At 49.9% G+C, this 23,015-nt stretch carries 27 protein-coding genes and 4 pseudogenes; 9 read left to right on the top strand and 22 right to left on the bottom strand.

Translation table 11 applies throughout. The features are described 5' to 3' along the window. Positions 1–43 precede the first annotated feature (43 nt). The 3 genes from KWG61_RS09825 (at position 44) to KWG61_RS09815 (ending at position 1,756) form a co-directional block, all read left to right on the top strand. Entirely contained in the window at positions 44–481 is a 438-nt protein-coding gene (locus tag KWG61_RS09825; RefSeq protein ID WP_242743600.1) for a hypothetical protein, read from the top strand. 232 nt (positions 482–713) lie between these two features. Continuing rightward, positions 714–965, top strand: a complete 252-nt coding sequence (locus tag KWG61_RS09820) for a hypothetical protein (protein ID WP_242743599.1) — start codon at positions 714–716, stop codon at positions 963–965. A gap of 53 nt (positions 966–1,018) precedes the next feature. Next, positions 1,019–1,756, top strand: coding sequence for a flavodoxin domain-containing protein (locus KWG61_RS09815; protein ID WP_242743598.1), 738 nt, complete (start codon positions 1,019–1,021; stop codon positions 1,754–1,756). Between the two features lie 144 nt (positions 1,757–1,900). Here the strand turns inward: KWG61_RS09815 and KWG61_RS09810 are convergent, their stop codons facing one another. The 6 genes from KWG61_RS09810 to KWG61_RS09785 form a co-directional block, all read right to left on the bottom strand. Next, positions 1,901–2,107, bottom strand: a complete 207-nt coding sequence (locus KWG61_RS09810; RefSeq protein ID WP_230267035.1) for a hypothetical protein — start codon at positions 2,105–2,107, stop codon at positions 1,901–1,903. Positions 2,108–2,311: 204 nt separating this feature from the next. Then, a complete protein-coding gene (locus KWG61_RS09805) occupies positions 2,312–2,923 on the bottom strand; it encodes a zinc-ribbon domain-containing protein (protein WP_242743597.1) in 612 nt (203 codons plus the stop codon). After that, a complete protein-coding gene (locus tag KWG61_RS09800) occupies positions 2,920–3,273 on the bottom strand; it encodes a hypothetical protein (RefSeq protein WP_242743596.1) in 354 nt (117 codons plus the stop codon). Before KWG61_RS09800 ends, KWG61_RS09805 begins: the two co-directional genes overlap by 4 nt. A gap of 95 nt (positions 3,274–3,368) precedes the next feature. After that, the gene (locus KWG61_RS09795) at positions 3,369–3,515 is read right to left on the bottom strand and encodes a hypothetical protein (protein WP_242743595.1); all 147 of its coding nucleotides are present in this window, start codon (positions 3,513–3,515) and stop codon (positions 3,369–3,371) included. A gap of 133 nt (positions 3,516–3,648) precedes the next feature. Beyond that, positions 3,649–4,317 carry a Fic family protein gene (locus KWG61_RS09790; protein ID WP_242743594.1) on the bottom strand — a complete coding sequence of 223 codons (669 nt, stop codon included), beginning with the start codon at positions 4,315–4,317 and terminating at the stop codon, positions 3,649–3,651. Beyond that, positions 4,302–4,751, bottom strand: coding sequence for a helix-turn-helix domain-containing protein (locus tag KWG61_RS09785; RefSeq protein WP_242743593.1), 450 nt, complete (start codon positions 4,749–4,751; stop codon positions 4,302–4,304). The genes KWG61_RS09790 and KWG61_RS09785 overlap by 16 nt, the downstream gene beginning before the upstream one ends. A 437-nt stretch (positions 4,752–5,188) precedes the next feature. Here KWG61_RS09785 and KWG61_RS09780 point away from each other — a divergent pair, with 437 nt between their 5' ends. The 4 genes from KWG61_RS09780 to KWG61_RS09765 are packed head-to-tail and all read left to right on the top strand — an operon-like array spanning position 5,189 to position 7,535. Then, positions 5,189–6,073: an amino acid ABC transporter substrate-binding protein gene (locus tag KWG61_RS09780; RefSeq protein WP_242743592.1), complete on the top strand. Its 885-nt coding sequence runs from the start codon at positions 5,189–5,191 to the stop codon at positions 6,071–6,073. Positions 6,074–6,082: 9 nt separating this feature from the next. Then, a complete protein-coding gene (locus KWG61_RS09775) occupies positions 6,083–6,265 on the top strand; it encodes a hypothetical protein (protein ID WP_242743591.1) in 183 nt (60 codons plus the stop codon). Further along, positions 6,265–6,732 (top strand): amino acid ABC transporter permease, encoded by a 468-nt coding sequence (locus tag KWG61_RS09770; protein ID WP_242743590.1) that lies wholly within the window; start codon positions 6,265–6,267, stop codon positions 6,730–6,732. The genes KWG61_RS09775 and KWG61_RS09770 overlap by 1 nt, the downstream gene beginning before the upstream one ends. 14 nt (positions 6,733–6,746) lie before the next feature. After that, a complete protein-coding gene (locus KWG61_RS09765; RefSeq protein ID WP_304504422.1) occupies positions 6,747–7,535 on the top strand; it encodes an amino acid ABC transporter ATP-binding protein in 789 nt (262 codons plus the stop codon). A gap of 117 nt (positions 7,536–7,652) precedes the next feature. On the opposite strand, the gene msrA is transcribed toward KWG61_RS09765, so the two are convergent. The 10 genes and pseudogenes from msrA to efp all read right to left on the bottom strand — a co-directional run bounded on the left by msrA (position 7,653) and on the right by efp (position 13,650). Beyond that, the gene (msrA, locus tag KWG61_RS09760; protein ID WP_242743589.1) at positions 7,653–8,216 is read right to left on the bottom strand and encodes a peptide-methionine (S)-S-oxide reductase MsrA; all 564 of its coding nucleotides are present in this window, start codon (positions 8,214–8,216) and stop codon (positions 7,653–7,655) included. A 270-nt stretch (positions 8,217–8,486) separates the two neighbouring features. Continuing rightward, on the bottom strand, positions 8,487–8,699 hold the full coding sequence (locus KWG61_RS09755; protein ID WP_242743588.1) for an HU family DNA-binding protein: 213 nt from the start codon (positions 8,697–8,699) through the stop codon (positions 8,487–8,489). Positions 8,700–8,785: 86 nt separating this feature from the next. Then, positions 8,786–9,781 (bottom strand): NAD(P)H-dependent glycerol-3-phosphate dehydrogenase, encoded by a 996-nt coding sequence (locus KWG61_RS09750; RefSeq protein WP_230267028.1) that lies wholly within the window; start codon positions 9,779–9,781, stop codon positions 8,786–8,788. 2 nt (positions 9,782–9,783) lie between these two features. Beyond that, positions 9,784–11,087 (bottom strand): annotated as a pseudogene (gene der / locus KWG61_RS09745) (ribosome biogenesis GTPase Der). Positions 11,088–11,180: 93 nt separating this feature from the next. After that, positions 11,181–11,819 (bottom strand): annotated as a pseudogene (gene cmk / locus KWG61_RS09740) ((d)CMP kinase); the annotation flags it as partial. Positions 11,820–11,869: 50 nt separating this feature from the next. Beyond that, positions 11,870–12,130 carry a hypothetical protein gene (locus KWG61_RS09735; protein WP_242743587.1) on the bottom strand — a complete coding sequence of 87 codons (261 nt, stop codon included), beginning with the start codon at positions 12,128–12,130 and terminating at the stop codon, positions 11,870–11,872. Further along, the gene (locus tag KWG61_RS09730) at positions 12,036–12,257 is read right to left on the bottom strand and encodes a hypothetical protein (RefSeq protein ID WP_242743586.1); all 222 of its coding nucleotides are present in this window, start codon (positions 12,255–12,257) and stop codon (positions 12,036–12,038) included. Before KWG61_RS09730 ends, KWG61_RS09735 begins: the two co-directional genes overlap by 95 nt. Positions 12,258–12,492: 235 nt before the next feature. Then, positions 12,493–12,699, bottom strand: coding sequence for a hypothetical protein (locus KWG61_RS09725; RefSeq protein ID WP_242743585.1), 207 nt, complete (start codon positions 12,697–12,699; stop codon positions 12,493–12,495). Positions 12,700–12,800: 101 nt separating this feature from the next. Next, positions 12,801–12,968 (bottom strand): hypothetical protein, encoded by a 168-nt coding sequence (locus KWG61_RS09720; RefSeq protein ID WP_242743584.1) that lies wholly within the window; start codon positions 12,966–12,968, stop codon positions 12,801–12,803. Positions 12,969–13,086: 118 nt separating this feature from the next. Then, positions 13,087–13,650 (bottom strand): elongation factor P, encoded by a 564-nt coding sequence (gene efp, locus KWG61_RS09715; RefSeq protein WP_230267024.1) that lies wholly within the window; start codon positions 13,648–13,650, stop codon positions 13,087–13,089. An 18-nt stretch (positions 13,651–13,668) separates the two neighbouring features. Here efp and KWG61_RS09710 point away from each other — a divergent pair, with 18 nt between their 5' ends. Then, positions 13,669–14,037: a hypothetical protein gene (locus tag KWG61_RS09710; RefSeq protein WP_242743583.1), complete on the top strand. Its 369-nt coding sequence runs from the start codon at positions 13,669–13,671 to the stop codon at positions 14,035–14,037. On the opposite strand, the gene gltA is transcribed toward KWG61_RS09710, so the two are convergent. From gltA to KWG61_RS09680, 6 genes and pseudogenes are all read right to left on the bottom strand, one after another. Continuing rightward, positions 14,024–15,409 carry an NADPH-dependent glutamate synthase gene (gltA, locus tag KWG61_RS09705; RefSeq protein WP_230267023.1) on the bottom strand — a complete coding sequence of 462 codons (1,386 nt, stop codon included), beginning with the start codon at positions 15,407–15,409 and terminating at the stop codon, positions 14,024–14,026. The genes KWG61_RS09710 and gltA overlap by 14 nt on opposite strands. 2 nt (positions 15,410–15,411) lie before the next feature. Beyond that, positions 15,412–16,254, bottom strand: coding sequence for a sulfide/dihydroorotate dehydrogenase-like FAD/NAD-binding protein (locus KWG61_RS09700; RefSeq protein ID WP_230267022.1), 843 nt, complete (start codon positions 16,252–16,254; stop codon positions 15,412–15,414). A gap of 317 nt (positions 16,255–16,571) precedes the next feature. Continuing rightward, the gene (locus KWG61_RS09695; protein WP_242743582.1) at positions 16,572–17,285 is read right to left on the bottom strand and encodes a hypothetical protein; all 714 of its coding nucleotides are present in this window, start codon (positions 17,283–17,285) and stop codon (positions 16,572–16,574) included. A 304-nt stretch (positions 17,286–17,589) separates the two neighbouring features. Continuing rightward, a pseudogene (locus KWG61_RS09690) lies at positions 17,590–18,104 on the bottom strand (DUF2779 domain-containing protein). Next, positions 18,038–19,012 carry a hypothetical protein gene (locus tag KWG61_RS09685; protein WP_242743580.1) on the bottom strand — a complete coding sequence of 325 codons (975 nt, stop codon included), beginning with the start codon at positions 19,010–19,012 and terminating at the stop codon, positions 18,038–18,040. Before KWG61_RS09685 ends, KWG61_RS09690 begins: the two are co-directional and overlap by 67 nt. Before the next feature lie 301 nt (positions 19,013–19,313). Beyond that, the gene (locus KWG61_RS09680; RefSeq protein WP_230267019.1) at positions 19,314–20,267 is read right to left on the bottom strand and encodes a YafY family protein; all 954 of its coding nucleotides are present in this window, start codon (positions 20,265–20,267) and stop codon (positions 19,314–19,316) included. Between the two features lie 752 nt (positions 20,268–21,019). Here KWG61_RS09680 and KWG61_RS09675 point away from each other — a divergent pair. Next, a pseudogene (locus KWG61_RS09675) lies at positions 21,020–22,637 on the top strand (CTP synthase). The last annotated feature ends 378 nt before the right edge of the window (positions 22,638–23,015 follow it).

The following is a 23,015-nucleotide window of genomic DNA, read 5'->3' as shown; positions in this document are numbered from 1 at the left end:
ATCCGTCATTCCTGAGAAAAGTCCGGAAATAGGATCCTTAAATGTGTATGACCGAATTTTTATTTCCCATATGACCCAATTCAGAAACGAACTGATCGATGCGAAAAACAATTCCAAGATCGAATCGGAGACCCCGGCAAATGAAGGAACTATAAACCGATTTATCGTTGAAACGTATTGGGAAGCCATCCGAACTGTAGAACTGGACGTCCTGCTGAAATCCGGAAAGCAGACCAAAATCCGCTCCTCCCTTTCGTTCTGGCAAGAAGAGGAGGGCAGCGAGCCATACTACTGCGTTTCCTTCTGGGAAATTCCTCAGGACAGCTATACGGTATTGACTTATAAAATCAACATCGAAGACCCAGAAAATCCGACAGCCAGACGCAGACTCACTGATCTACATAGAGATGCAATTTATGACCATTTTGAAGACGCAGTCATTCTGAATTCGAAAACGCTTCGCCGTAAGAAACTCGGCTGATCCGCACGCACAAGATCACTGCATATCCTACAGCCTGAAATCTTATATGGATTTCGGGCCTTTTTCTGAAATTTTTCGCCACTGAAAATATTACCCGAAAAAAGATGGAGAGCAGAACGATGGGATGGTATATAATAGGTAACCAGTTACATATAGCGGGTTAAAAGCCAGCTTTTCTAATTCAATACAGGAAGTCGAGCATTTTTACAGGAAGGAAAGGTACAGAAATCTCATGGAACTCAAAGATCGAATCGAGAAGTCCTCTCAAAATCCGGAACTTGCGCAAAGAGCCATCTTCAATCTTCTGTTCATGCTGACAAATCGGATCCAGAATCTCTTTGATGCAGGTATTCCGGAGGTTACACTTCGCCAGTTCATGCTGCTGTCGACTTTGCATGACCTTGAGCAGCCGCTCAGCCTGGGAGAATGCGGCAAGATGCTCGGCTGTTCAAGGCAGAATGTTAAAAGCTCGCGCTTTCTTTAGAAAAGAAGGGCTTCGTCCATATAGAAACAAACCCGGATCGGCCGCGCGCTTTAATGATTCTTCTGACTGATAAAGCGGATGCCTGTTTTGACGGAGCTTTCGCTCCGTATCGCGAGCAGCTTGGCGAACTGTTCACCGGCTTGAATGAGGATCAGACGCTCGCGCTTTTTGAAATGCTTCTCAGCCTGTTAAACGGGGCAGATCTTCTGGAAAAAGCCGCAATGAAAGCACCTGATGAAGAGTCCCCTGTTCCTGCAAAAATCGAAGAAAAGCGCGCAGAAAACAAAAGACAAACTGCCGGAAACCCGACTTTCCGCAGACAAAGGAGAATAAGGATGAAAACAGCTGTCCTCTGCCATTCCCAGACCGGCTTTACAGAGCGGTACGCCCAATGGATTGCAAGCCGGATTGATGGCGAATGCTTCCCGCTCTCCAAAAGCCGAACTATGGATTTGTCGACTTTTGACGTACTGATCTTTGGGACCTGGATGCAGGCGGGAAACCTTCATGCCCTTGCCGACTTTGCCAAAATCCGAAAAAATAATCCAGATCAGCCCGTCTTTCTTTTTGTAACCGGAGCCGCTTCTTCTCCTTTTCCGGATACGCTCCTGGCGCTCGATGAAGCTGGAAAAGCACTGAATACTGCCCCGGAGCGTGTTTTCTATTTTCCAGGCGGTCTGAATTATTCAAAGATGTCTCTGGCGAGCCGGCTGATGTTGAAAATGCTTGCCAGCATGCTCAAAAGAAGAAGGACAAATCAGAGCAGGAAGAGGCCATGTCCAGATTGTTGAGTCAGTCCTGTGATTTCACCGATCCTTCGATTATCGAACCGCTTTTTCAAGCCCTTGACGCTTTAAAACATCCAGAAACACTCCGGATTAATAAGCCGGTTTTCATTGTCTGTTCTTTCGGAGCAGGCGACTCGCCTGCATGTGCTAATTTAAATTGATCAATTTGAACGGATCGTCTTTAATGCCAAAAGAAGAAGGATTATTCCCGAGGATCTCTAATCTGCTATTAATTAAATCTAAAATCTCGTAATAGGCTAACCTCTTTCCTTTAGCGAAATCGCCAGACAAGGATCCCAGTTCACGGTTGTTTTCCAATATCCTTATCACGACGTCTTTAATCAATTCATCCATCACATGACCTCCTTGGGAGCATGAATCTAAGAACATTATGTACGGCTTCTAAGTGTTAAAAACAATATTGTTTGGGAACTGATCTGCTTTGGTGTGAAGAAGACTCCTCTTTCTAATACCCATAACGAGACAAGGCTCAGCCTCCTGTACGGGACTGAGCCTTTCGTTTCGGTTTTGAATGTGATGAACCAGGCGATTGGACGCTTAACTGAGTTTCGTTCCGCAGTTGGTGCAGAATTTGGAACCTGGAGTCGTTTTCGCTCCGCAGTTCGGGCAGAATTTCACTTCAGGTTTTGACGTCCCGCAGTTTGCGCAGAATCGGCCAGTTGCGGTTTCGCCGCAGTTCGCGCAAACCCAGGTCTGGCTATCACTGCTCGGTGCAGGCGCAGCCGCTGCTTTGGCTGCTGCTTCCTGCGCTGCCTTTTCCTGTTCCATTTTCTGGGCAAGGAGCGAGGCGGTCTGCGAATTGCCACCGGCCATATTCATTCCCATAAAGCCGTTTACTGCCCCATTGGCATTGGCTGCAGCGTTTTGCATCGCATTGTTCTGCGCATTGACCATGGAACCGAACGCCATCTGGGAGTTGGAGAGCGTGCGCGCATTTTCCAGCTGCATGACGCGTTCCAGATCTGCTGGGGCAACTTCCGGGTTCAGAGCGACTTTCACGAGTTCAATGCCGCGTTTGTCGAGCCATTCCTGACCGAGCGCTTCGTTGAGCGCGTTGGCAAGATCGGTATCGTGAACGTAAATATCCTGATAGCCATTTACGCAGGCAGGCGCAATGCGGGTCAGCGCACCGGAAATTTTCGGCATCATTTCCACGCGCAGCTGTTCAGTAATTTCTTCCTTACGGTATTTTTCGACGGATCCATCAGCAGATTTTCATAGAACGCTGCCGGGTTGGAAATCCGGAATGTATAGTAGCCATGAACGCCTAAAAGAAGACGTGTACCGAGATATGTATCGATAAAGGGTACTTTGCCGACACCAACCGGGTTTTCGGTGATTTCCTTCAGGTTGATATACACCAGCTGCATGCGGTTTGGAGACTGGCCGCCGTACTGGAAACGGCTCTTCACCAGATTCCAGACATTTTTCCATTCGCGGGTTCCGCCGTTTAATAAGGACGGCTCACGGGACGTATCGTAAATATACTGACCGGTCATTTTTTCATCGTCCGCAATGACGAAATCATGAACCTGACCATTTTCAATGAGCAGTGCGGCCTGGTTGATTCCAACGTTAAAGACGGAGCCGTCAGTTAAGACGTTTGGCGTGCCTTTTTTCCTTTTGCCGTTGCGGGAACGGCCAGGACATCGTTGTTTAATCCTTCCGCAAATAATACTTCTTTGGGCTGATCCGCATACGCTGAAGCGGCTGCGTCAATTCCCCATCTGAGAATTCCCATTCTGTTTCCTCCATAAGGAATCCGGTTCACGTTCAGTCCAGTTCAGACGAAAGGAACACAGGATTTTCGATATTTGTACTATAGCACGGATCAACATTTCAAAAGACGGCTGTAAAGAAGCTTAATAGAGGATTCAGGATTCGTTAAGAAACAAAACCAGAAGACAAAAGCATCCGTATCTGTGGATTCTTATTTCTTCCGGTTTTACTGCTGCATATGCATCAGGAGCGCAGACTTTCCGTCTGTTCAAAGGACGGCAGCTGCCTCTGCAGCGTCTGGGCAATCTTTTTCTTCGGGCCGCCTTGCGTTTTCGTTTGGCCCGGTTTGCGGCAAGAACGGCTTCCATCTTCTCTTCCATCTTGCGGCGGACCAGACGAACCATCCGCTTAGCATTGCGGTCGCTTTCGTATTCTTCTACGGCCTGCTGCCATTCGTCCAGATCCTCCTGTATGAAGACCAAAGGCGGATAGCCGTTTTGCATCAGATCGTAGCAGAGAAGCAGCTGCGCAACACTTTTGTCGGCATTTTCAAAGGGATGAATCGCCAGAAACTCGAGATAAAAGCGCGTAGCCCGTTCAATAGGATGCATTTCCTTTTTCCAGCGCGAGTTCAGATTGAGCAGTTCACTGAGTTTGGGTTCGATCAGATCGAGGGATATGGAACGATCGGCACCCGCACAGATGCGGACATGCACTTTCCGATACTTTCCGCGCGAAAAGGAATGATTGAGATCGGCCAGCGAATGGACCGCGCGAATCATGTTCTGGCTGAGCGTTTTCTTTTCCTTCAGACAGCTGAACAAATAAATCCAGGCATCGTGAACGCCTCGAACGTCGAGATGTTCGGCAAGGGAAAAACTGGTTCGACCTGACCGTCGACCATATGCGAAGCCTGTTCAAAACTGAGATCCGCTCCCTGCTGGGCGCAGATGGAACTGGCAAATTCACAAATAAAGTTTTTCCTGCCGACCGCCTGGGTCAGAGGATCTTCCTGCGGAAGTTCCTTAACCAGCTTCTTGAGCAGATCGAGCCGGGTAAAGTCGTTGTATTTACGCTCTTTAGCCGCTTTATTGCGGCTTACCCTCTCATCTTTAGGCTTTTCTGCGTTTTCCGGAATCAGATAGCGCCTTCCCTGCTGCAGAATTCCGCGGATTCGGCCATTGGAACAGAGATAGCGCACGCGGCGATCGGAGATGTCCCATTTTCTTGATGCCTTCTGTACCGTCATATATTTCATCGGCATCAGCCCTTCCTAATCGGCAATACCATTATACTTTTCGGATGATAAAACCAAACGATGCCTGCCCAATGATCGATGTCAGAATTTACGCTTGAAATCGAATTTCACAATCGATCTCTGAAAATCCAGATGTCTGTATTTTGCCGGATCAGCAAAGCGGGCTCGATAATCCGCCTCACTCTGGCGCAGAGAGAACGGTTTTGGACAGGGAGATTCTTCCTTAAAAAATCCGTCCCCTTTGGGCAAGAGATATGGAGAACGAGAAGAAGTTTGTTATCGTGGGCAGGCGTACTTCTGGACACGCATTGCATTTTGATTGCGTTTCCGTCATAATCCTGAAAACATTTACAGTTTCTGGAAAGACGCGGGATTGTCGTTTTCAAGTGTGATAAACTTTCAAATATTGTGAACAGCCTGTCAAAATCTTCGGACATTTGTCCCTTTGCACAGCCTGTTCCTTTTCATTAGGACAGGAGAAAAATTATGAAAAAACCAACCTGCTTTTATCGGCTCTGGTCGCCGGTTCCCTGCTTGCCGGCTGCTCCGGCAATTCGAATGCTGGTGAGAGCGCAAAAGCTTCCAGCCAGAGCGGAAGCGACGCTTCGGCGAAAACGTTTACGGTAGGCTTCGACGCCGAATTCCCGCCATACGGCTATAAAGACGAGAACGGCGAATACACCGGATTTGATCTGGAACTGGCCGAAGCGGTCGCTGAAATGGAAGGCTGGACGCTCGTAAAACAGCCGATTGACTGGGATTCCAAGGATATGGAACTTTCCAACGGCACGATCGACTGCATCTGGAACGGCTTCACCATGGACGGACGTGAAGACGATTACACCTTCAGCGATCCGTATATTGATAACTCGCAAGTATTCGTCGTACCGGCAGACTCCGATATTCAAAGCGCGGCCGATCTGGCCGGCAAAAACGTCGGCGTACAGAAAGACTCTTCCGCGCTTGCGGCTTTGGAAAGCGAAGATAACGCCGATCTGGCAAGTTCCTTCGCCAACCTGACGCAGTACGGCGACTACAACACCGCCTTCATGGATCTTGAAGCCGGAGGAATTGACGCGGTTGCCCTCGATGTCGGCGTCGCGGATTACCAGATCGCCAACCGTGGAGACGGTGCATTCCGCAAGCTGGATGAGCCGCTGGCTTCCGAAGTGTACGCCATCGGCTTCCTGAAAGGAAATACCGATCTGCGTGACACAGTACAGGCCGATGTCTACACGCTGTATGACGAAGGCAAGGTTCAGGAAATTGCCGAGAAATACGGTCTGACGGACTTCCTTGTCATTGAGGATTATAAGAAATAAGGCTTTGCGATGGACTGGTATACATTTCTGGAAATCGGCAAAAGCCTTCTGGTCACCATTGAAATCTTCGCGCTGACCCTGATCTTTTCCTTGCCGCTTGGCATGATTGTGGCTTTTGGCCGAATGTCCAAAAACAAAATTATAAGTACAATTACCCGCATCTACATTTCCATTATGCGCGGCACCCGCTGATGCTGCAGCTGATCGTCGTATATTTTGGCCCGTACTATCTGTTCCGTATGAAAGTCGGCGCGGACTATCGCTTTATTGCCGTCATTATCGCGTTCTCGATCAATTACGCTGCCTACTTTGCGGAAATTTATCGAAGCGGTCTGCAGGCCCTTCCCAAAGGCCAGGAAGAAGCCGCGAAAGTCCTTGGCTATTCGAGAACCCAGACGTTCTTTCATATCCTGCTGCCGCAGCTGATCAAGCAGGTCATGCCGGCGATTACCAACGAAATCATCACGCTCGTTAAGGATACGTCTCTGGCCTTCGTCATTGCGGTAGCGGAAATGTTTACAATGGCCAAACAGCTTGCCGCAGCGCAGGCGACGATTATGCCGCTGATGATTGCCGGTCTGTACTACTACGTGTTCAACCTGATCGTCAGCTTTGTCTGTGAGCGGATTGAAAAGCATTACGCCTATTACCGGGTATAGAAAGGAGCGCTTTTATGAATTCGAATGAAAACGCCTCGATGCCCGTACTGAAAATTTCGCATCTTTCCAAATCGTTTGGCGAAAACGAAGTGCTCAAGGACGTTTCGCTTCAGGTCATGCCCGGCGAAATCGTCTCGATTATCGGACCGTCCGGATCCGGCAAATCCACCCTGCTTCGCTGCTCCACGCTGTTAGAGACGATGGACCACGGTTCCCTTTATTACGGCAGCGATCCCGTCTGCAAAGCTCAGGGCACAGAAAACGGACCTTCCCAGTATGTCGATAAAAAGACGCTGGCAAGGCTCCACCGGTATTTCGGACTCGTCTTTCAGAACTTCAATCTGTTCCCGCATTACACCGTCTTAAAGAACATTACGGATCCCCAGACGCGCGTGCTCAAGGCGCCAAAAGACCAGGCGAAACAGACGGCTCTGGATCTGCTGGCGCAGTTTGGTCTGGCCGATAAAGCCGATGCCTATCCCTGCCAGCTTTCCGGCGGGCAGCAGCAGCGCGTAGGCGTTGCCCGTGCTCTGGCGATGAAGCCGGAAATTCTCTTTCTGGATGAACCGACTTCCGCACTGGACCCGGAGCTGACTGGCGAAGTGCTGAAAGTTTTAAAACAGCTGGCCAGCGAACACATCACAATGGTCATTGTCACCCACGAACTTGGCTTTGCCAGAGAAGTTTCCGATCGCATCATTTTTCTGGAACACGGCGTGATTCTCGAAGAAGGAACGCCCGAAGAGCTGTTCTCTTCATCCAAAACCCGCGTACAGGAATTTATCGGCAAGCTTTCTTCTTAAGCGGCAAGCCGGCTGTATTCCCTGGATAAAGTAAAAAGCGCGATCTGCGTTGAAGGCATTTCCTTCTTGTGCAGATCCGCTTTTTCTTCGCATAAAATCTAAATCTGGTCAGGCTGTTTAGAAAATTTCATCTTCCTCTGGTGCAGGCATCGTTTTTGCCAGCGATGGATATTCCTCGCGAAGCTCGCGCATGGTAAACAGTCTGCATCCATGCAAAAGCGATCTAGGAATATGGCAATAGCCGCCGGGATTGCGACCGAGATAATTCTGGTGTTCCTCTTCTGCCGGGCAGAAGTTATTGAGCAGTTCTACCTCAATCTGAATGGGTTTGGAATAATGCCTCTGCAAGTCTTCCAGCATGCCCTTCGCGATTGCCGCTTCCTTTGGATCGTTCGTATAAATGCCGGTACGGTAGTTGATGCCGATATCGTTTCCCTGCCGGTTCAGACTGACCGGATCGACAATGGAAAAATAGGAAGCCAGAATCTGAGGCAGCTCAATACAGTCCGGGTATTCAATGCGAATGCCTTCGGTATGTCCGCTTCCCTCGCAGACATCCCGGTAGATTGGATGTTCTCCAGGACCGTTTACATACCCGACTTGCGTGTGCAGCGGGCGAAACTGGCGAAAGAAGGCTTCTACGCCCCAGAAACAGCCTCCGGCCAAAACGATAGAATGCATGATAAATATTCCTCTTTTCCAGCAGGCGATCTAAATACCGAAATTTTTTGCCTCGATACGTAAACGGATCGGGGCAGATACGTTCGTATCTAACGGTCAAAAATTTCTTTCCAAATCGCCTTCTGATGGTGTTCTATGATGTTTTTCCACTTCTTATTATACTAGTTGGTTGATATTATCATCCTTTAACACTTTTTCACCGATGGGTCGCCCATTCAAAGAAAATTTACATTTACCATACAGGCTTGCGCAGACAAAGAAAAACCGGGATTAGTCCTCCCGGTTGTTGCAGCGATTTTTCAGTGTCTGACTGGGTTTGAATTTAGGAAGTTTGGTCGCTGGGATTTCCATACGTTCTTTCGTAACTGGGTTGATGCCCATTCGTTTCTTGCGATCAAAAATAACGAATTTTCCAAAGCCGGTAATTTCAACGGTTCCTTCGGAAATCAGAGCCTCCGACATTTCTTCAAAAAGCAGGTTCACGATCTCCGCAGAGTCTTTTTCTTCAGGTTGAATGCAGAAGAAAGGCTGTCTGTAAGAGAATCCTTGTTTACGTACTTAGGCATGAATTAAAACTCCTTCTTTAAATCTCTAAGCATAAGATCACAGGCACAGTTTTTCGGTTCCTTGCCTTCGAAAAGGATCTGGTAGACCTCTTCGCAGATCGGCATGTCAATTCCGGTTTCTGCGGCGATATCATGAACGACTTTTGCAGTACGAATGCCTTCGGTCGTTTTCTTGTTCGTCTGAAGAAAATGTGTGACGTCATTTTCTTTGCCGATCTGAAGACCGGCCTGGAAGTTGCGGGAATTGATAGAGGAACAGGTAACGATCAGATCGCCGATGCCGGTCAGACCAACAAACGTTTCTGGACGGCCGCCAAAGCGCGTGCCAAAGCGGATCATTTCCTGCAGGCCGCGGGTAATGAGCGCTGCACGGGTATTGTCCTTGTACCCGAGACCGGCAATGATGCCCGAGGCGATCGCCATGACGTTTTTAACGGCGGCGCCAAGTTCGCTGCCGATTTCATCGTCGCCAGTATAAATACGCAGATACTGGTTGGAAAACAGCAGCTGAACGGCTTTCGCGTCGTCTTCCTTCAGGCTGACCGCATCAATGCTGGTCAGCTGACGCTCAATGACTTCTTCCGCGTGGGAAGGTCCAATCAGAGAAACGACCGAGGAAAGACGGTCCGCCGGCATGACGCGCCGGATGACCTGGCTCATGCGCTCATCGCTTCCCGGGTTGAAGCCCTTGGAAACATTGACCGCAATGACGGGTTTCGTTACATGCTCTGCGGCTTTTGAAGCAACCGATTCAATGGCTGCAGTCGGTACCGCAAAGAGGACGACGTCCGCGTCGTTTAAAACGTTCCAGTCCTTTGTGGCGTGAAGGGCCGGATTGAGATCGACGTCCCTGAAGTATTTCGAGTTTTTATGGTTTTGGTTAATGTCCTGAATTTCGGCATCGTCGACGCCGATCAGTTCGACAGGCTGATGGTTGTCACAGAGAACCTGAGCCAGCGCTGTGCCCCAGCTTCCGCTGCCAATCACAACAGTTTTCATTTTTATCTCTTCCTTGCGTGAATTCGAATCGGGGTTCCGATAAATCCGAAAGCCTCACGGAGCTTGTTTTCCAGGTATCTCTTGTACGAGAAATGGAACAGTTCCGGTTCGTTGACGAATATCAGAATCGTCGGAGGCGATACAGAAACCTGCGAAGCGTAGTAAATCCGCAGCTGCTTGCCGTTATGCGGTTTTGGCGGGTTCATCATCTGGGCGTCCATAATAACGTCGTTCAGTACGTTAGTCGGAACGCGCATCGTGCAGGCATCATGGACCTGATCGATCAGCGGGAGCAGCGTATTGACGCGGGCTCCGGTTTTCGCGGAGACAAACGCAATCGGCGCGTAGGAAAGATACTTGAACTCTTCGCGGATCTTTTTCGAGATTTCGTTCATCGTTCTTTCGTCTTTTTCTACGGTATCCCACTTGTTGTAGACGATGATGACGCCTTTTCCTTCATCATGGGCCAGTCCGGCGACGTGCTTATCCTGATCGCGGATTCCTTTTTCTCCGTCAATCAGAAACAGGACGACATCGGCGCGCTCAATCGCGGAAACGGCACGGAGAACGGAATACTTCTCGATGTTCTCCCAGACTTTTCCGCGCTTGCGCATGCCTGCGGTGTCGATAATGACATAGTCGCGGCCCTCGTAGCGAAACGGCGTATCGACGGCATCGCGCGTTGTGCCTTCCACATTGGAGACGATGGCGCGGTCTTCTTTGAGAATCGCGTTGACGAGCGAGCTTTTGCCGACGTTTGGACGGCCGATGACACAGAAGGTCGTCATGCCGTCGTAGACTTTCAGTTTTTATCCGGCAGGTATTTTACAATTTCATCGAGGACTTCGGCAACTCCGGTTCCATGTTCAGCGGACATGGGAATCGGATCGGAAAGACCGAGCGTATAGAAATCGTAAATCGACATGCGCAGGTTTTCATTATCGGCTTTATTTACCGCTAAAACAACCGGTTTCTTCGATTTCTGCAGCTTGCGGGCAATGGCGATATCGTCATCGGTAACGCCTTCGATGGCGTTGACCAGAAACAGAATGACATCTGCTTCTTCAATCGCGATATCGACCTGCATGCCGATCTCATCCGCAAACGCCTGATCTTCCAGCTGGATCCCGCCGGTATCAATTAAATAAAACGGCTGTGTCAGCCACTCCGTCTGTCCATAAATGCGGTCACGGGTAACGCCCGGCGTATCATCGACAATCGACTTGCGCTCGCCGATGATGCGGTTGAAGACGGTAGACTTGCCGACGTTTGGCCGGCCGACTACAGCCACTGTACCTTTCATCATAAAAACACTTCTTTCTGTCTGCCTCGCAGACTTTATGCATTCATTATGCGTGAGCCTCTGCTTTTGCGCAGAGAGTGCCTGATTAATCCATTCGCAGACAACGTCTACGGTTTCCTGGAAATTCAGGCTGCTGGAATCAAGAACACGCGCGTCTTTGGAAACGCGAAGCGGGGCTTCCTTGCGGTTTTTATCGCGCGCGTCGCGCTCGATGATGGCCGCCAGCACCTCTTCGTACGGCTCTTCAATTCCCTTTTCTTCATTTTGAAGCATACGCCGCTTTGCACGGGCTTCCGGCGCAGCGTCCAGATAGATTTTGACGTCCGCATCGGGCAGCACGACATCGCAGATGTCGCGTCCGTCCAGAATATAGCCTTTGGAACGGGCGATTTCCTGCTGCAGGGCCACCAGCCGTATTCGAACTTCCGGCAGTGCGGAATAAATCGATGCCAGACGGCTGACTTCGGGCGTACGTATGATCTGGGAGACATTTTCACCGTTGACGGAAATGCTCTGATCGGCCGGATTCACTTTCAGATCGATGGAACTAAGCGCGTCTTCGAGTTCTTTCGAGCTTTTCGGCTCCATCTGCATCGCGTGCAGCTTCCAGGCCAGAGCCCGGTACATGGCTCCGGTATCGAGATGGATCAGATCATAGATCCGGGCGATTTCATCGGCAACAGAGGATTTGCCGGCTCCGCTTGGCCCATCGAGGGCCACATTGAATTTTTGCATCAGCTATTCAATCCAGAACGCTTTTACGTCTGGATCTCCTCCTTTAAAATCTAGAAAATACCGAGTTTGGACATCCAGAAAATCGTAAGAATAATCAGAATGACGAGAAGGATGACACAGACGATCATGAAAATGGCTGCGCCTTTGGAAACAGGCTGATCTTCCTGATCGTAAACGGAAGCGCGAGGACGGGAATATTCTTCACTTTCGTCTTCTTCATCCTGCGTATGCAGTTCCGGCTTTTTGCTCTGGCTTTGCGGGCGTGTTTTTGCGGTGTGTCGGACGCTTTTCTTCGACTTCGTCTTCTGCATCGAGATCGTTATAGTCTTCATCAAAGAGGCGATCCTGATCGTCGTAGGAAAATTCGGAGCGTTTTGCAGGGGCGGCGATAATGACATCCTCTTCGACGAGAGCGTCGTCATCAAAGGCGCCAGGCACCTCTTCTTCCTCATCGATTTCGACATATTCGTCTTCATCGTCTCTGGATTTTCTGCGGGACTTAAAGAACGGTTTTCTTTTGCGCCGGCTTTTAGGCTTCTCTTCGTATTCTTCTTCGAATGCTTCTGTCGTTTCCTCTTCTGGTTCGGATTCGGGTTTTGCGAAGAAGTCATCGCGGGCAGAATGCTTTTTGAAGCGGACTCGAGTACGCTTAAATCCACTTCAATTTCGCGCTCTACTGGCTCTTGATCTTCCTGGGCGGCTGCTTTTGGGCCGCTTCTTCTTTCTGGCTCTTGCTTCTGGCAGCCAGATCCATGAGATCGGAGCTGTAGAGATTGAGCGTCGTGGAACCTGGAGCGGCGGTTTCCATCTCTTCAAGATGACGGTTTCGCTTATCCGCTTCGGGGTTTCGGTCGCTGTTAATGGTATGCAGAATCTGCATTTGTGTATCGTCACTGACAAGATCGCCGTTGGAGAGGTTGTACTGTTTTACTTCTCCAAGCAGATCTTCAAGAACAGGGTTTGTCGATTGTGCACGACTGTTTACCGGAGCCGCTTTGGCACGGCTTTCGCTTTTGACATCCGGTGCGGCCAGGCGAACGGTCTTTTCATTTTTTGCGCACTTGGCGCGGAAGTTTTCGCTTCGCCATTCTGGTCGCTGATCGTCTGACGCAGATCCTGGTAACGGTCTTTACGGGACAGTCTGGTCATTCATTTCCTCCTTAAGCACGGTTTTCATTATAACAAATTCATAGCAAAATAATTAAAACAAGCCTTTAAATAAAGGCAAAAACCAAAAGAAAAGCCGCGGTATGCGGCTTGAAGAAGACTAGTTTTTCGCGCGTCCGGAATATTTTCCGTCTGCAGTCGAAACAACGATCATTTCGCCTTCGTTGATGAACAGAGGAACTTTCAGCTCAAGGCCGGTTTCCAGTTTTGCATTTTTCTGCGCAGCACTGGTGGTATCGCCTTTTACAGCTGGTTCACATTCAACAACCTGGAGAGTTGCTTTGTCCGGAAGAGAAACACCGATGATTTCGCCTTCGTAGCTGGTTACGTTTACGTTATCGTTTGGCTTAACAAATTTGCGTTCCCATTCCAGGCGAACTGTCGGGATCTCAATCTGTTCGTAAGTTTCGTTATCCATGAAAACCATGGCATCGTCTGTATCGTACAGGTACTGCATTTCGCGCTTGTCGATCATGGCAGGCTCTACTTTTTCACCGCCGCCCCAGGAAAGCTCTACGTTGCTTCCTGTACGCAGGTTGCGGACTTTGGCTTTGACAACCATTGCAGAACGGGCTGTCTTATTCTGAAGGGTGTCCAGAACTACGAAGATATCATCTCCAACGCGAATTGTCTGTCCTGGTTTTAAATCGTTCGAACTGATCATGTCGGTTATGGCTCCTTTGTGATTGAATTTCGGTTTTATTTTAAAGAATTCCTGCCCCTTGTCAACTTTGCATCCTGCCTGCATGAATTTGATTGGCAAATATTTGAATTGCCGATAGACAAAGGCGATTCGTTTCTCCTGCGCTTTTTCGTCTCTTTCACAAGGCAGAAAACGGGTTTAATACCAAACCGGTTCATCCGTTCAGTAAAGCAAGACTGGATCAGTAAAAATCATGCACCCGTATTTGTGCTGCGACAAAAGATACAAAAGAATCGGGAAGAAAACGTGAAAACAGACAGAAGCGTCTGTCCGCAAAAATCCGGACAGGCCTTCTGCCTGCAGTTTGAATCGTTTAAAGCAGAATCGGGAAAACTCAGGCGTCTTTGAGCAGCGCCTTGTCGATGGCTGCGGCGGCTTTCTTGCCGGCACCCATCGCGGAAATAACCGTAGCGGCACCCGTAACGGCATCCCCGCCGGCGTAAATGCCTTCGCGGGTCGTCATTTCGTTTTCGTCAACGATCAGACAGCCCTTGCGGTTGGTTTCCAGACCTTCGGTCGTCGAGCGGATCAGCGGGTTTGGCGAAGTACCGATCGCCATGATCATGCAGTCGGCATCGATCATGAAGCTGCTTCCTTCTTTGGCAATCGGGCGTCTTCTTCCGGAAGCGTCCGGTTCGCCGAGTTCCATTTCGATGCATTCCACCGCATTCACGCAGCCGTTTTCATCGCCGTGGACGGCAACTGGGTTGTTGAGCAGTTTGAAGATGATTCCCTCTTCCATGGCGTGTTCAACTTCTTCCTTACGGGCCGGCAGTTCTTCGAGCGAACGGCGGTAGACGATGTACACCTCGCTGCCAAGACGTCTTGCGCAGCGCGCCGCATCCATGGCGACGTTTCCGCCGCCGACAACGACCGTCTTTTTCGGATGCTGGATCGGGGTCGGCGAATCTTCACGGTACGCTTTCATTAAATTGAAGCGGGTCAGAAATTCATTGGCGGAGAATACGCCCTTGAGCTCTTCACCGGGCAGATTCATGAAGTTAGGCAGACCGGCGCCGGAGCCGACAAAGACGGCTTCATAGCCTTCGTTCATCAGCTCTTCGATCGTTTCGGAGCGGCCGACTACGAAGTTGGTCACAAATTCAACGCCGAGATCTTTCAGCTTGGAAATTTCGTGCTGAACGATGGCTTTGGGCAGACGGAATTCCGGAATCCCGTACATGAGTACGCCGCCCGGCGTATGCAGGGCTTCAAATACGGTAACTTCATAGCCCATGCCGGCCAGATCGCCGGCTGCGGAAAGTCCGGCTGGACCGGCACCGACCACTGCAACTTTATGACCGTTTGGCTGCGGTTTTTCCGGCTTGCCTTCGCCTTTTTCGCGCATATAGTCGGCAACAAAGCGCTCGAGGCGGCCGATGGCCACCGGTTCGCCTTTAATGCCGCGTACGCATTTGGATTCGCACTGCGACTCCTGCGGGCAGACACGGCCGCAGATGGCCGGCAGCGAGCTGGTCAGCGAAATGATGCGATAAGCGCCTTCAAAATCGCCTTCGGCAACTTTCGCGATAAAGTCCGGAATATGAATATTGACCGGGCAGCCGCCGATGCAGGGCTTGTGCTTGCAGTTGAGGCAGCGCTTGGCTTCTTCGATTGCCGTTTCCGGCGTATAGCCTAAAGCGACTTCTTCGACGTTGGTAATACGGATATCCGGTTCCTGAACGGGCATCGGATGCTTGTTCATCTGCATGTTCGGCATGTTCAGTCCCCCTCCTTCCTGTTCAGAAGCCGGCAGGCTTCTTCATAGTCGTGATGCTCTTTTTCCTTATAGGCACCATTGCGGCTCATCGCCGAATCAAAGTCGACTTTATGTCCGTCAAAATCTGGACCGTCGACGCAGGCAAAACGCATCTGGCCATCGACAACGAGGCGGCAGCCGCCGCACATGCCGGTACCGTCGATCATGATCGGGTTCATGGAGACAACGGTAGGAATGTCATATTCCTTGGTCAGAGCGCAGACAAATTTCATCATGATCAGCGGTCCGATCGCGATGACTTTATCGATTTTCTGTCCGTTTTCGATCAGCTCTTTCAGTTTGGCGGTAACCAGACCTTTTTCGCCAACCGAACCGTCGTCGCTCATCAGATAGTACGTATCCGAAACGGCTTTGAACTCGTCTTCGAGAATGACAAGATCCTTATTGCGGAAGCCGACGATCGTTGTGACGTTTTTACCGGCATCGTGGAATGCCTTGGCCGTCGGCAGAGCGATTGCGCAGCCGACACCGCCGCCGATGATCACGACGTTTTCGCCTTCAATTTCCGAAGGACGGCCTAATGGACCGGCAAAGTCCGCGAGTTCATCGCCTTCTTCCAAAGCCATGAGCTTTCTTGTGGAGGCGCCGACCACCTGATAGATGATCGTTACCGTTCCCTTTTCGGGATCGGCGGCAGCGATGGTAAACGGAACGCGTTCACCGTCCTGGTCTGCACGAAGAATAATGAACTGACCGGCTTTCGCGTGCCGGGCAGCGTGAGGCGCATCGACCGTAATCTGAACGACGGTCGGATTGAGCACCTTCTTTTCCAGAATTTTGTACATAATCTTTTCCCTTCGCTAATGTGGTCTAATTATAAGCAAATTGTGTTTTCTCTTCTACACAGGCTCTTCAAAACGAAGCCGCGCAGGCTCTTTTTCATGAAAATTCATGAAAACTTTTGATCCATCCAGACGGTTCGCGTACGCCCGTCGGATTTTCTCACACAAAAAGATAAGCCTGTGCCCAGTCGGGCGCTTTACCAGATCCAATGCCGCATTTACCGCGTTCTTTCGCTGGACAAAGCCATCAAAAACAGAGTCTTTCGGTTGAAATGGCGAAAAGCCGTAGCAATCGTATCGGCAAAGTACCCGGAAACGGCCTATACGTTCCCGTCAGATTTTCTGATCCAGATCGGCCAGTTCAAAATAGGTCGGAAGAAATCCAGGGGCATATCCATTTCGTAGTTGCGATCGCCCAGAAAATCGAGGAACGCCTGTTCGTCTTCCGGGCTGCCTGGATGAGCCAGACAGGTTTCGAAAAGATCAATGGTCCGCAAAGCTTTCTGCAGCGCGGTTTCCATCAGATCAAAGACCGATGCCGTGGTCGCTTCTCCGGATACCGGATGGCGCCATGGACTGTGCAGCAGATTGCATATGTCGACATTGTCTTCGTAATGGGCCGGAATGGAAAAGCCGGTCATCAGAAACTCCAGACGCGTCATTTTTTCCAGCGGGCGCAGCAGCTTTTTCTTAAGATCTTTCGGATCCCGGAAATGGCGTTCAATGCGCCGCCAGTCTTTCAGTACCTCCAGAAAGCTCGAAGGCGCAACGTGTTCGCCATAAATTTCGGCAATCGCCGGAACGTAAATCCGCGCCATGGCGCGTGCGGTCTGCGGCGATGTGGAAAAGCATTCCTTCGAAAAGTCATAGTCGGCAATCGTGAGATTTTTCCGGTATTTGAGCATGGCCGCGTCCAGCATCGATTCAAACTGATGGTGGCGCCAGGAACTGTCGCCTTTGCAGTTGCCTGTTTTCGAATAAATCAGCGGATGCATCGTGGAATCGAGCGCCCAGTGGCAAAGATGGCCGCACACGTAGACGATCAGATCGTCCTGAATGTCCTTGTTTTTTCGTTTTCAATCGAATGCAGCGCGCTTAAGTAAAAGTCATTGACGTGCTCGTTATGAAAGAGTCTGCCGTATTTGCGGATATCGGAAGGCTTGAGAATATCGTAAAAGGATCGCTGTGATGAAAAACAGAAAATCCGGTCCCTGGCTTCCTGTCAGAAACATCTTTCGCTTCGCGTTACACAAAGGATTGTTCAAGCGTTCGAGCACATCGTCCGCAAACAGGGCATGCGTAATCAGATTTGGCATTCTTCTTCCTCCAGTTTCTGTTTCAGGCCATCGGCCAGTTTCTTTCGGCCAGCGTATCGAGCGAGCAGTATTCGCTGATATCTCTGGCCAGCTGCAGCTGCTGCAATCCGCGTTCATTTTGTGCCTGGCGGTATACGTTGACCGCCTGTACGCCGTTGGATACGTCCAGATCGTGATAGCTGACATCCTGGGCAAAGAGCGGCAGCAGCGTTTTCAGAGAACTGTGCGAACGCTGAGCAAGATTATAAAAGCAGCCGCTTTCAAAGGGCAGCGCAAGATCGATCATCCGCTCGCAGACCGATTCCAGCTGTTCTCGATACTCTGGAAACTGCTCGGCCAGCTGACGCAGACGCAGCTTTTCCGCGCCTTCCATATTGAAGACAAGAATGCTTCCCGTCTTTGGCAGATCGCGCAGCAGCGATCGAATAAACGCTTCCCGGCAGTCTCCCGTTTCAAAAAGGCAGTATGGCTTAGCTTTCCCTCTCTGGTCTCGACATGCAAAGAATACTGAAAGCACAGCACATCAAACGGCCGCATGCCGGCATAGGGGAGAGAACGTACGTGTCCCATTCAAAATCCAGATAGGAAAGCGGAAACGTCAGTTTGGAAAACCATTCTTCCACCCCGCCCGCATCCAGAAAATAGCCTTTTGGATTTCTGGCCGCCATGATCTGCGCGTACTGAAAAGGACTGCCCTCGACCGCTTCACCCGGAACCTGATCGAGCGTAACAATGCCTTTTTCCATCATCTGGCCGGCAGCAGCGCAGGAAGAAAGAAGTGCGACGGAATCATTTGGCAGCGTTCTCTTCTGATAGCACTCTTCATAAAAGGGACAGTGGGCGCTCGAACAAAGTTTGGTTTTGCGTACGGCGATTTCATCGAGTGAAAGATCAAGCGCCTGATCCAGCGCTTCTGCCGCCAGATTGAGAAACTTGCCGAAAGGTTCTTTCTGTTCGAGATCTCGAACCATTTCAATGGCTGTCGGCTTGCGAAATCCCCCGCGCGGTTTGCGCAGATGATCGTAGACGGTAAAAATCTCGTCCGCTTTTAAATCTGGATCGCTGATCAGATCGCTGCGCAGACAGATGAAGCGAATGGACGACACATCGATTCCATTGGCCGCCAGAACGGCACAGTCCGCGTACAGCCGATGCAGCATCGTATCTTTTGGGTTTGTTCCATACACGGGATACCAGACGATCCAGAGCGGCTTACCCTGTTCGATGGAGCCTTCCCGATCAAATTCCAGAACCGGAATCGTCGTGCAAATGCCCCGGCTTTCAAAGCGAAGATTTCGCGCCTTGTCGTGATGTCGCAAAATATCAAAGGAACGCTCGCTTGAATCTCCCTTTGTCCACAGGGAGCGGATCGTTTTCAAAAAGCTCTTCCAGGCGGCGGCGAAATTCGTGACCGTCGGGCAGTGCAAAATCATCGACTGCCCCATTCTGATGCCGTATTAAAACTACCTTGCGCAGACAGTTCAGGGCGCCTGCCGCTTCATTGGTGTGAATCATTCGTCGTTTCTCGCTCATAGGCACCATCTCCTCATTTCCTCTTGCCTGATGCGGATGGACTGGAATGAAAGCGAAGCATTCCGTCCTTGTCCAAACGTATGCGAACGGCGGGCGGTCTGGTCAGGCAAAAGGACCCTCTTCTGACTATCATACTCAAAAATAAATCAGGCGGATACACGTCCGCCTGATCGAGAAATAAACAGCAGTAAAAATTCAGCGGGAAAAGTTTGCTTAATCCCTGTAAAGATCCAGGATGGAAGCAAGCTTGTCCGTATATTCCTTAGCCAGCCATTTGGGGGCCAGCAAAATCACATCGTTTCCAAAACGGAACAGATTGCGTTCGATATGCGCCGGATCGTCGCAGAAGAAAGAATAGGTCACCCAGCCTTCGCGCTGTTCGCCGATTTTTGCAAAGCTCTGGCCCCAGCGAATTTCTTCAAAGAAGCGGCACTGTTCCTTGCGCACTTCAATCAGATAAATTTCCTTGTCGGCGCGTGTAAGGGCAGAAGTACCCAGATAATCCTTGAGCTTGAAATCTGCCTGCCGTTCGAATGTCGTATCGAGAAGTTCGAGCTTTAAAAGGCGCGCCGGCGAAATCCGAAACGTTCGGACAGCCTGACGATAATGGTCAAAGCCGACAAAGTACCAGTTGCCGTCCGAGCAGACGACATCGTACGGATCAACGACACGACGGATGGGATCCTTGCTTTCGCGGGAATGGTACAGAATCGAGATCTGCTGGCGACGGAACACCGCTTTGCGGATCCGGCTTAAATCGTCCTTTGCGGATTCAGAGAAATCGTTAATCCGGCTCGGGGTAAAGTAAATCGGCTTTTCCGGATCGCTGACCGGGTTGGACGCGATAATTTCATCAAGCAGTTCCGCACCCTTGGCCGCATACGGCTGATTGGGCGTGGACAGCAGACTGTCTCGGATCGTGGTCAGAATATCGATCGATTCATCGTTATATAAAGGCAGAGGCAGGACGGCTCCGCCTTCAAGCTCATAGCCGCCTCCGGCACCGCGTACCGTTTTAATGGTATAGCCGGCTTGTTCCAGTTCTTTCTTGTATTCACGAATGTTTCTTGGATTGGTCTCGAGAAGCTCTGCAAGTTCAGAGGTACAGACCGTCTGTCGGCTTTTCAAGATCATAAGCATTCGGATGCAGCGGGCAGTTCGGTTCATTCTGTTTCCTCCTCATTCTGTTTTTCCAAAGTTGCATCAGCCGCGCACCTTGGCGGCTGGCTTTGTCTGGCGTTCAGAATCTTGTGTTCTGAATTCCGTATTTTACACGTTTGATCGCAGGTGTCGACTCTATGGCTTTTTCTGTGCATCTCATTTTGCTCAAATCCATGAAATGATCCTTAAAGAAGAACAGAACACTCAAAACGGTTTTCTTTTCAAACGTTCTTCTTTTGCATATTCGTCAAAAAAGCGAAAGAAGAACGTCAGGTTTTCAGCGAAAATCCGTTTAAAAAACGCCTGGATCCGACAGGTAAGCATACCGTCCGAAAAGCAGATTCGTAAACTTTTTCCAAAAAAGAAACTGCTTTTCACTTAATTTCAGTATATCGAACTCCTTAGGATTTCAACTAGTTTCCGAACGAATTTTCGCGTTCTTTTTACGCAAGTTAACAAATTTCTTCTTTTTAAAGTGCGTAAAAGTAACATCTTCGTCAAGTTGTCCATACATAACACGCATAAGCAAAAGATAGGACTAGACTTTGTGTATAATACGTGCACAAATAGTGACAACAAAAGCATTTACAGGATTCACAGAATATATGGCTGTTTTAAGCGATTATGTAAGGGCTTGATGAGGTTTGGAAACCCGCTCATTTTTCTCTCATTTTGCTTTTTCGGGTTCCGCCAATTCTTCTGTTATTTTCAAGGCGTAAAATTGGCAGGTAATTATTTTTTTGCAGGAGGATCTGCCTATGAAATACATTTTCGTTACCGGGGGCGTCGTATCCGGGCTTGGCAAAGGCATCAGCGCTGCCTCGATCGGACGCCTTCTTAAAGCACGCGGCTACAAGGTCACGGCGCAGAAACTGGATCCTTATATTAATGTGGACCCGGGCACGATGTCGCCGTTCCAGCATGGCGAAGTGTTCGTCACCGACGACGGCCTCGAAGCCGACCTCGATCTCGGGCATTATGAACGCTTTATCGATGAAAACCTTCACCAGTACTCCAATCTGACGACTGGAAAAGTGTACTGGAATGTGCTTAACAAAGAGCGCGAAGGCAAATACCTCGGACAGACGGTTCAGGTCATTCCGCACATTACCGACGAAATCAAAACTTCGTCATGCAGGCGGGACGTTATGCGGATGCCGATGTCATCATTACCGAAATCGGCGGTACGATCGGCGACATTGAATCCCAGCCGTTTCTCGAATCGATTCGACAGGTCGCAGCCGAAGCCGGACGAAACAACTGTCTGTTCGTTCACGTCACCTACATTCCCTATATTTCGGGAAGCAAGGAATTCAAGTCCAAGCCGACCCAGCATTCTGTCAAGGAACTGATGAGCTTTGGCATTCACCCCGATCTCATCATTGCCCGTTGCGATGAATCGATTCCCTCTTCGGTTCTAGACAAGATTTCCCTTTTCTGCAACGTCGAACCCGAGTCGGTCTTCGAAAACCGCACGCTCGATTCTCTGTATGAAGTGCCATTGATGCTGGAAGAGCAGCATATTGCAGACGTCATCTGCAAAAGCTCGGTCTCGAAAACCGAACGCCGGATCTGGAAAACTGGAAAGCCATGGTCGATTCCATTCACAAAGCCGATCAGGAAGTCACGATCGGTCTTGTCGGGAAATACGTCGCCCTGCATGACGCGTATCTTTCTGTTGCGGAAGCGCTCCATCACGGCGCCTTCAAAAACGGAGTCCGCCTGAACATCAAATGGATCGATTCCGAACATCTCGACAATTTTGACGAAGTTTTCTCGGATGTCGACGGCATTATCGTTCCCGGCGGCTTTGGCGGCCGCGGCATTGAAGGCATGATTGCTGCGGCGGGCTATGCCAGAGAGCATAAGATTCCTTACCTGGGCATTTGTCTGGGCATGCAGATCGCAGCCATTTCCTTTGCCCGGGACGTCCTCGGACTCGAGCAGGCGAATTCCTTTGAATTTGATGAAAACACGCCCGATGCGATTATCGATTTCATGGCCGATCAGTCCAATGACATTCGCAAAGGCGGAACGATGCGGCTTGGCGCCTATCCGTGCTACATCCATGACGGTACCCGCCTGCATGATCTGTATCAGGCGGACCGTACGAGCGAAAGACACCGTCATCGCTATGAATTCAACAATCTCTACCGCAGCCGCTTTGAAGAAAACAAAATGACGATCGCCGGAACGAGTCCGGACAATTCTCTGGTAGAAGCCATCGAGTATACCGATCATCCATTTTATATCGGCGTGCAGTACCATCCCGAATTCAAATCCCGCCCTACCCGCGTACATCCGCTCTTTGACGGACTGATTCAGGCCGCTGTGAAAAACGCCAGAATGAAATCCGAAGAGCAGGAACAGGAGTAGGAACAGGGGTAAGAGCAAGCGTAAGAATAATTGTAATTTCAGCCGTCTTTGTGACGGCTTTTTCTCTGTCTTCCAATAGGATCCAGAAAGCCCCTCCGTATGTCCGGTATTCGATGACGCTGTAAACGCATGTGATTTTCAGGCCAGTCCGCATCGTATACAGAATGTACCCGCAGGGTGAATCCAGACGGACGCCGCTTTTTGCCGTCACTGCCGGAACACTCGCATACCGTATGCAAAGTGAGGTTGATTTTCGCGAATTTCTTTGCATTTCCTGTTCAAAACGTTACTTTTCCGGTCACGGTTCTTGTTTTTTCGCCGGATGAACATTATGGTGATAAAATTAAATTCATTTTTTACGAATCAATTTGTTCGCCT

It is taken from the genome of Allobaculum sp. Allo2 (assembly GCF_022701175.1).
GTDB lineage: Bacteria > Bacillota_I > Bacilli_A > Erysipelotrichales > Erysipelotrichaceae > Allobaculum > Allobaculum fili.
This window is presented reverse-complemented; position numbering and strand designations above follow the sequence as displayed.

Bases quoted from the DNA above. Each gene is read 5' to 3' on its own strand.
- KWG61_RS09820 (WP_242743599.1), top strand. From the start codon at position 714: ATGGAACTCAAAGATCGAATCGAGAAGTCCTCTCAAAATCCGGAACTT.
- KWG61_RS09815 (WP_242743598.1), top strand. From the start codon at position 1,019: ATGATTCTTCTGACTGATAAAGCGGATGCCTGTTTTGACGGAGCTTTC.
- KWG61_RS09810 (WP_230267035.1), bottom strand. From the start codon at position 2,107: ATGGATGAATTGATTAAAGACGTCGTGATAAGGATATTGGAAAACAAC.
- KWG61_RS09805 (WP_242743597.1), bottom strand. From the start codon at position 2,923: ATGATGCCGAAAATTTCCGGTGCGCTGACCCGCATTGCGCCTGCCTGC.
- KWG61_RS09800 (WP_242743596.1), bottom strand. From the start codon at position 3,273: ATGACCGGTCAGTATATTTACGATACGTCCCGTGAGCCGTCCTTATTA.
- KWG61_RS09795 (WP_242743595.1), bottom strand. From the start codon at position 3,515: ATGGGAATTCTCAGATGGGGAATTGACGCAGCCGCTTCAGCGTATGCG.
- KWG61_RS09785 (WP_242743593.1), bottom strand. From the start codon at position 4,751: ATGAAATATATGACGGTACAGAAGGCATCAAGAAAATGGGACATCTCC.
- KWG61_RS09775 (WP_242743591.1), top strand. From the start codon at position 6,083: ATGGACTGGTATACATTTCTGGAAATCGGCAAAAGCCTTCTGGTCACC.
- KWG61_RS09770 (WP_242743590.1), top strand. From the start codon at position 6,265: ATGCTGCAGCTGATCGTCGTATATTTTGGCCCGTACTATCTGTTCCGT.
- KWG61_RS09765 (WP_304504422.1), top strand. From the start codon at position 6,747: ATGAATTCGAATGAAAACGCCTCGATGCCCGTACTGAAAATTTCGCAT.
- msrA (WP_242743589.1), bottom strand. From the start codon at position 8,216: ATGCATTCTATCGTTTTGGCCGGAGGCTGTTTCTGGGGCGTAGAAGCC.
- KWG61_RS09750 (WP_230267028.1), bottom strand. From the start codon at position 9,781: ATGAAAACTGTTGTGATTGGCAGCGGAAGCTGGGGCACAGCGCTGGCT.
- KWG61_RS09735 (WP_242743587.1), bottom strand. From the start codon at position 12,130: ATGCAGAAGACGAAGTCGAAGAAAAGCGTCCGACACACCGCAAAAACA.
- KWG61_RS09725 (WP_242743585.1), bottom strand. From the start codon at position 12,699: ATGCAGATTCTGCATACCATTAACAGCGACCGAAACCCCGAAGCGGAT.
- KWG61_RS09720 (WP_242743584.1), bottom strand. From the start codon at position 12,968: ATGACCAGACTGTCCCGTAAAGACCGTTACCAGGATCTGCGTCAGACG.
- efp (WP_230267024.1), bottom strand. From the start codon at position 13,650: ATGATCAGTTCGAACGATTTAAAACCAGGACAGACAATTCGCGTTGGA.
- gltA (WP_230267023.1), bottom strand. From the start codon at position 15,409: ATGCCGAACATGCAGATGAACAAGCATCCGATGCCCGTTCAGGAACCG.
- KWG61_RS09700 (WP_230267022.1), bottom strand. From the start codon at position 16,254: ATGTACAAAATTCTGGAAAAGAAGGTGCTCAATCCGACCGTCGTTCAG.
- KWG61_RS09685 (WP_242743580.1), bottom strand. From the start codon at position 19,012: ATGGGGCAGTCGATGATTTTGCACTGCCCGACGGTCACGAATTTCGCC.
- KWG61_RS09680 (WP_230267019.1), bottom strand. From the start codon at position 20,267: ATGAACCGAACTGCCCGCTGCATCCGAATGCTTATGATCTTGAAAAGC.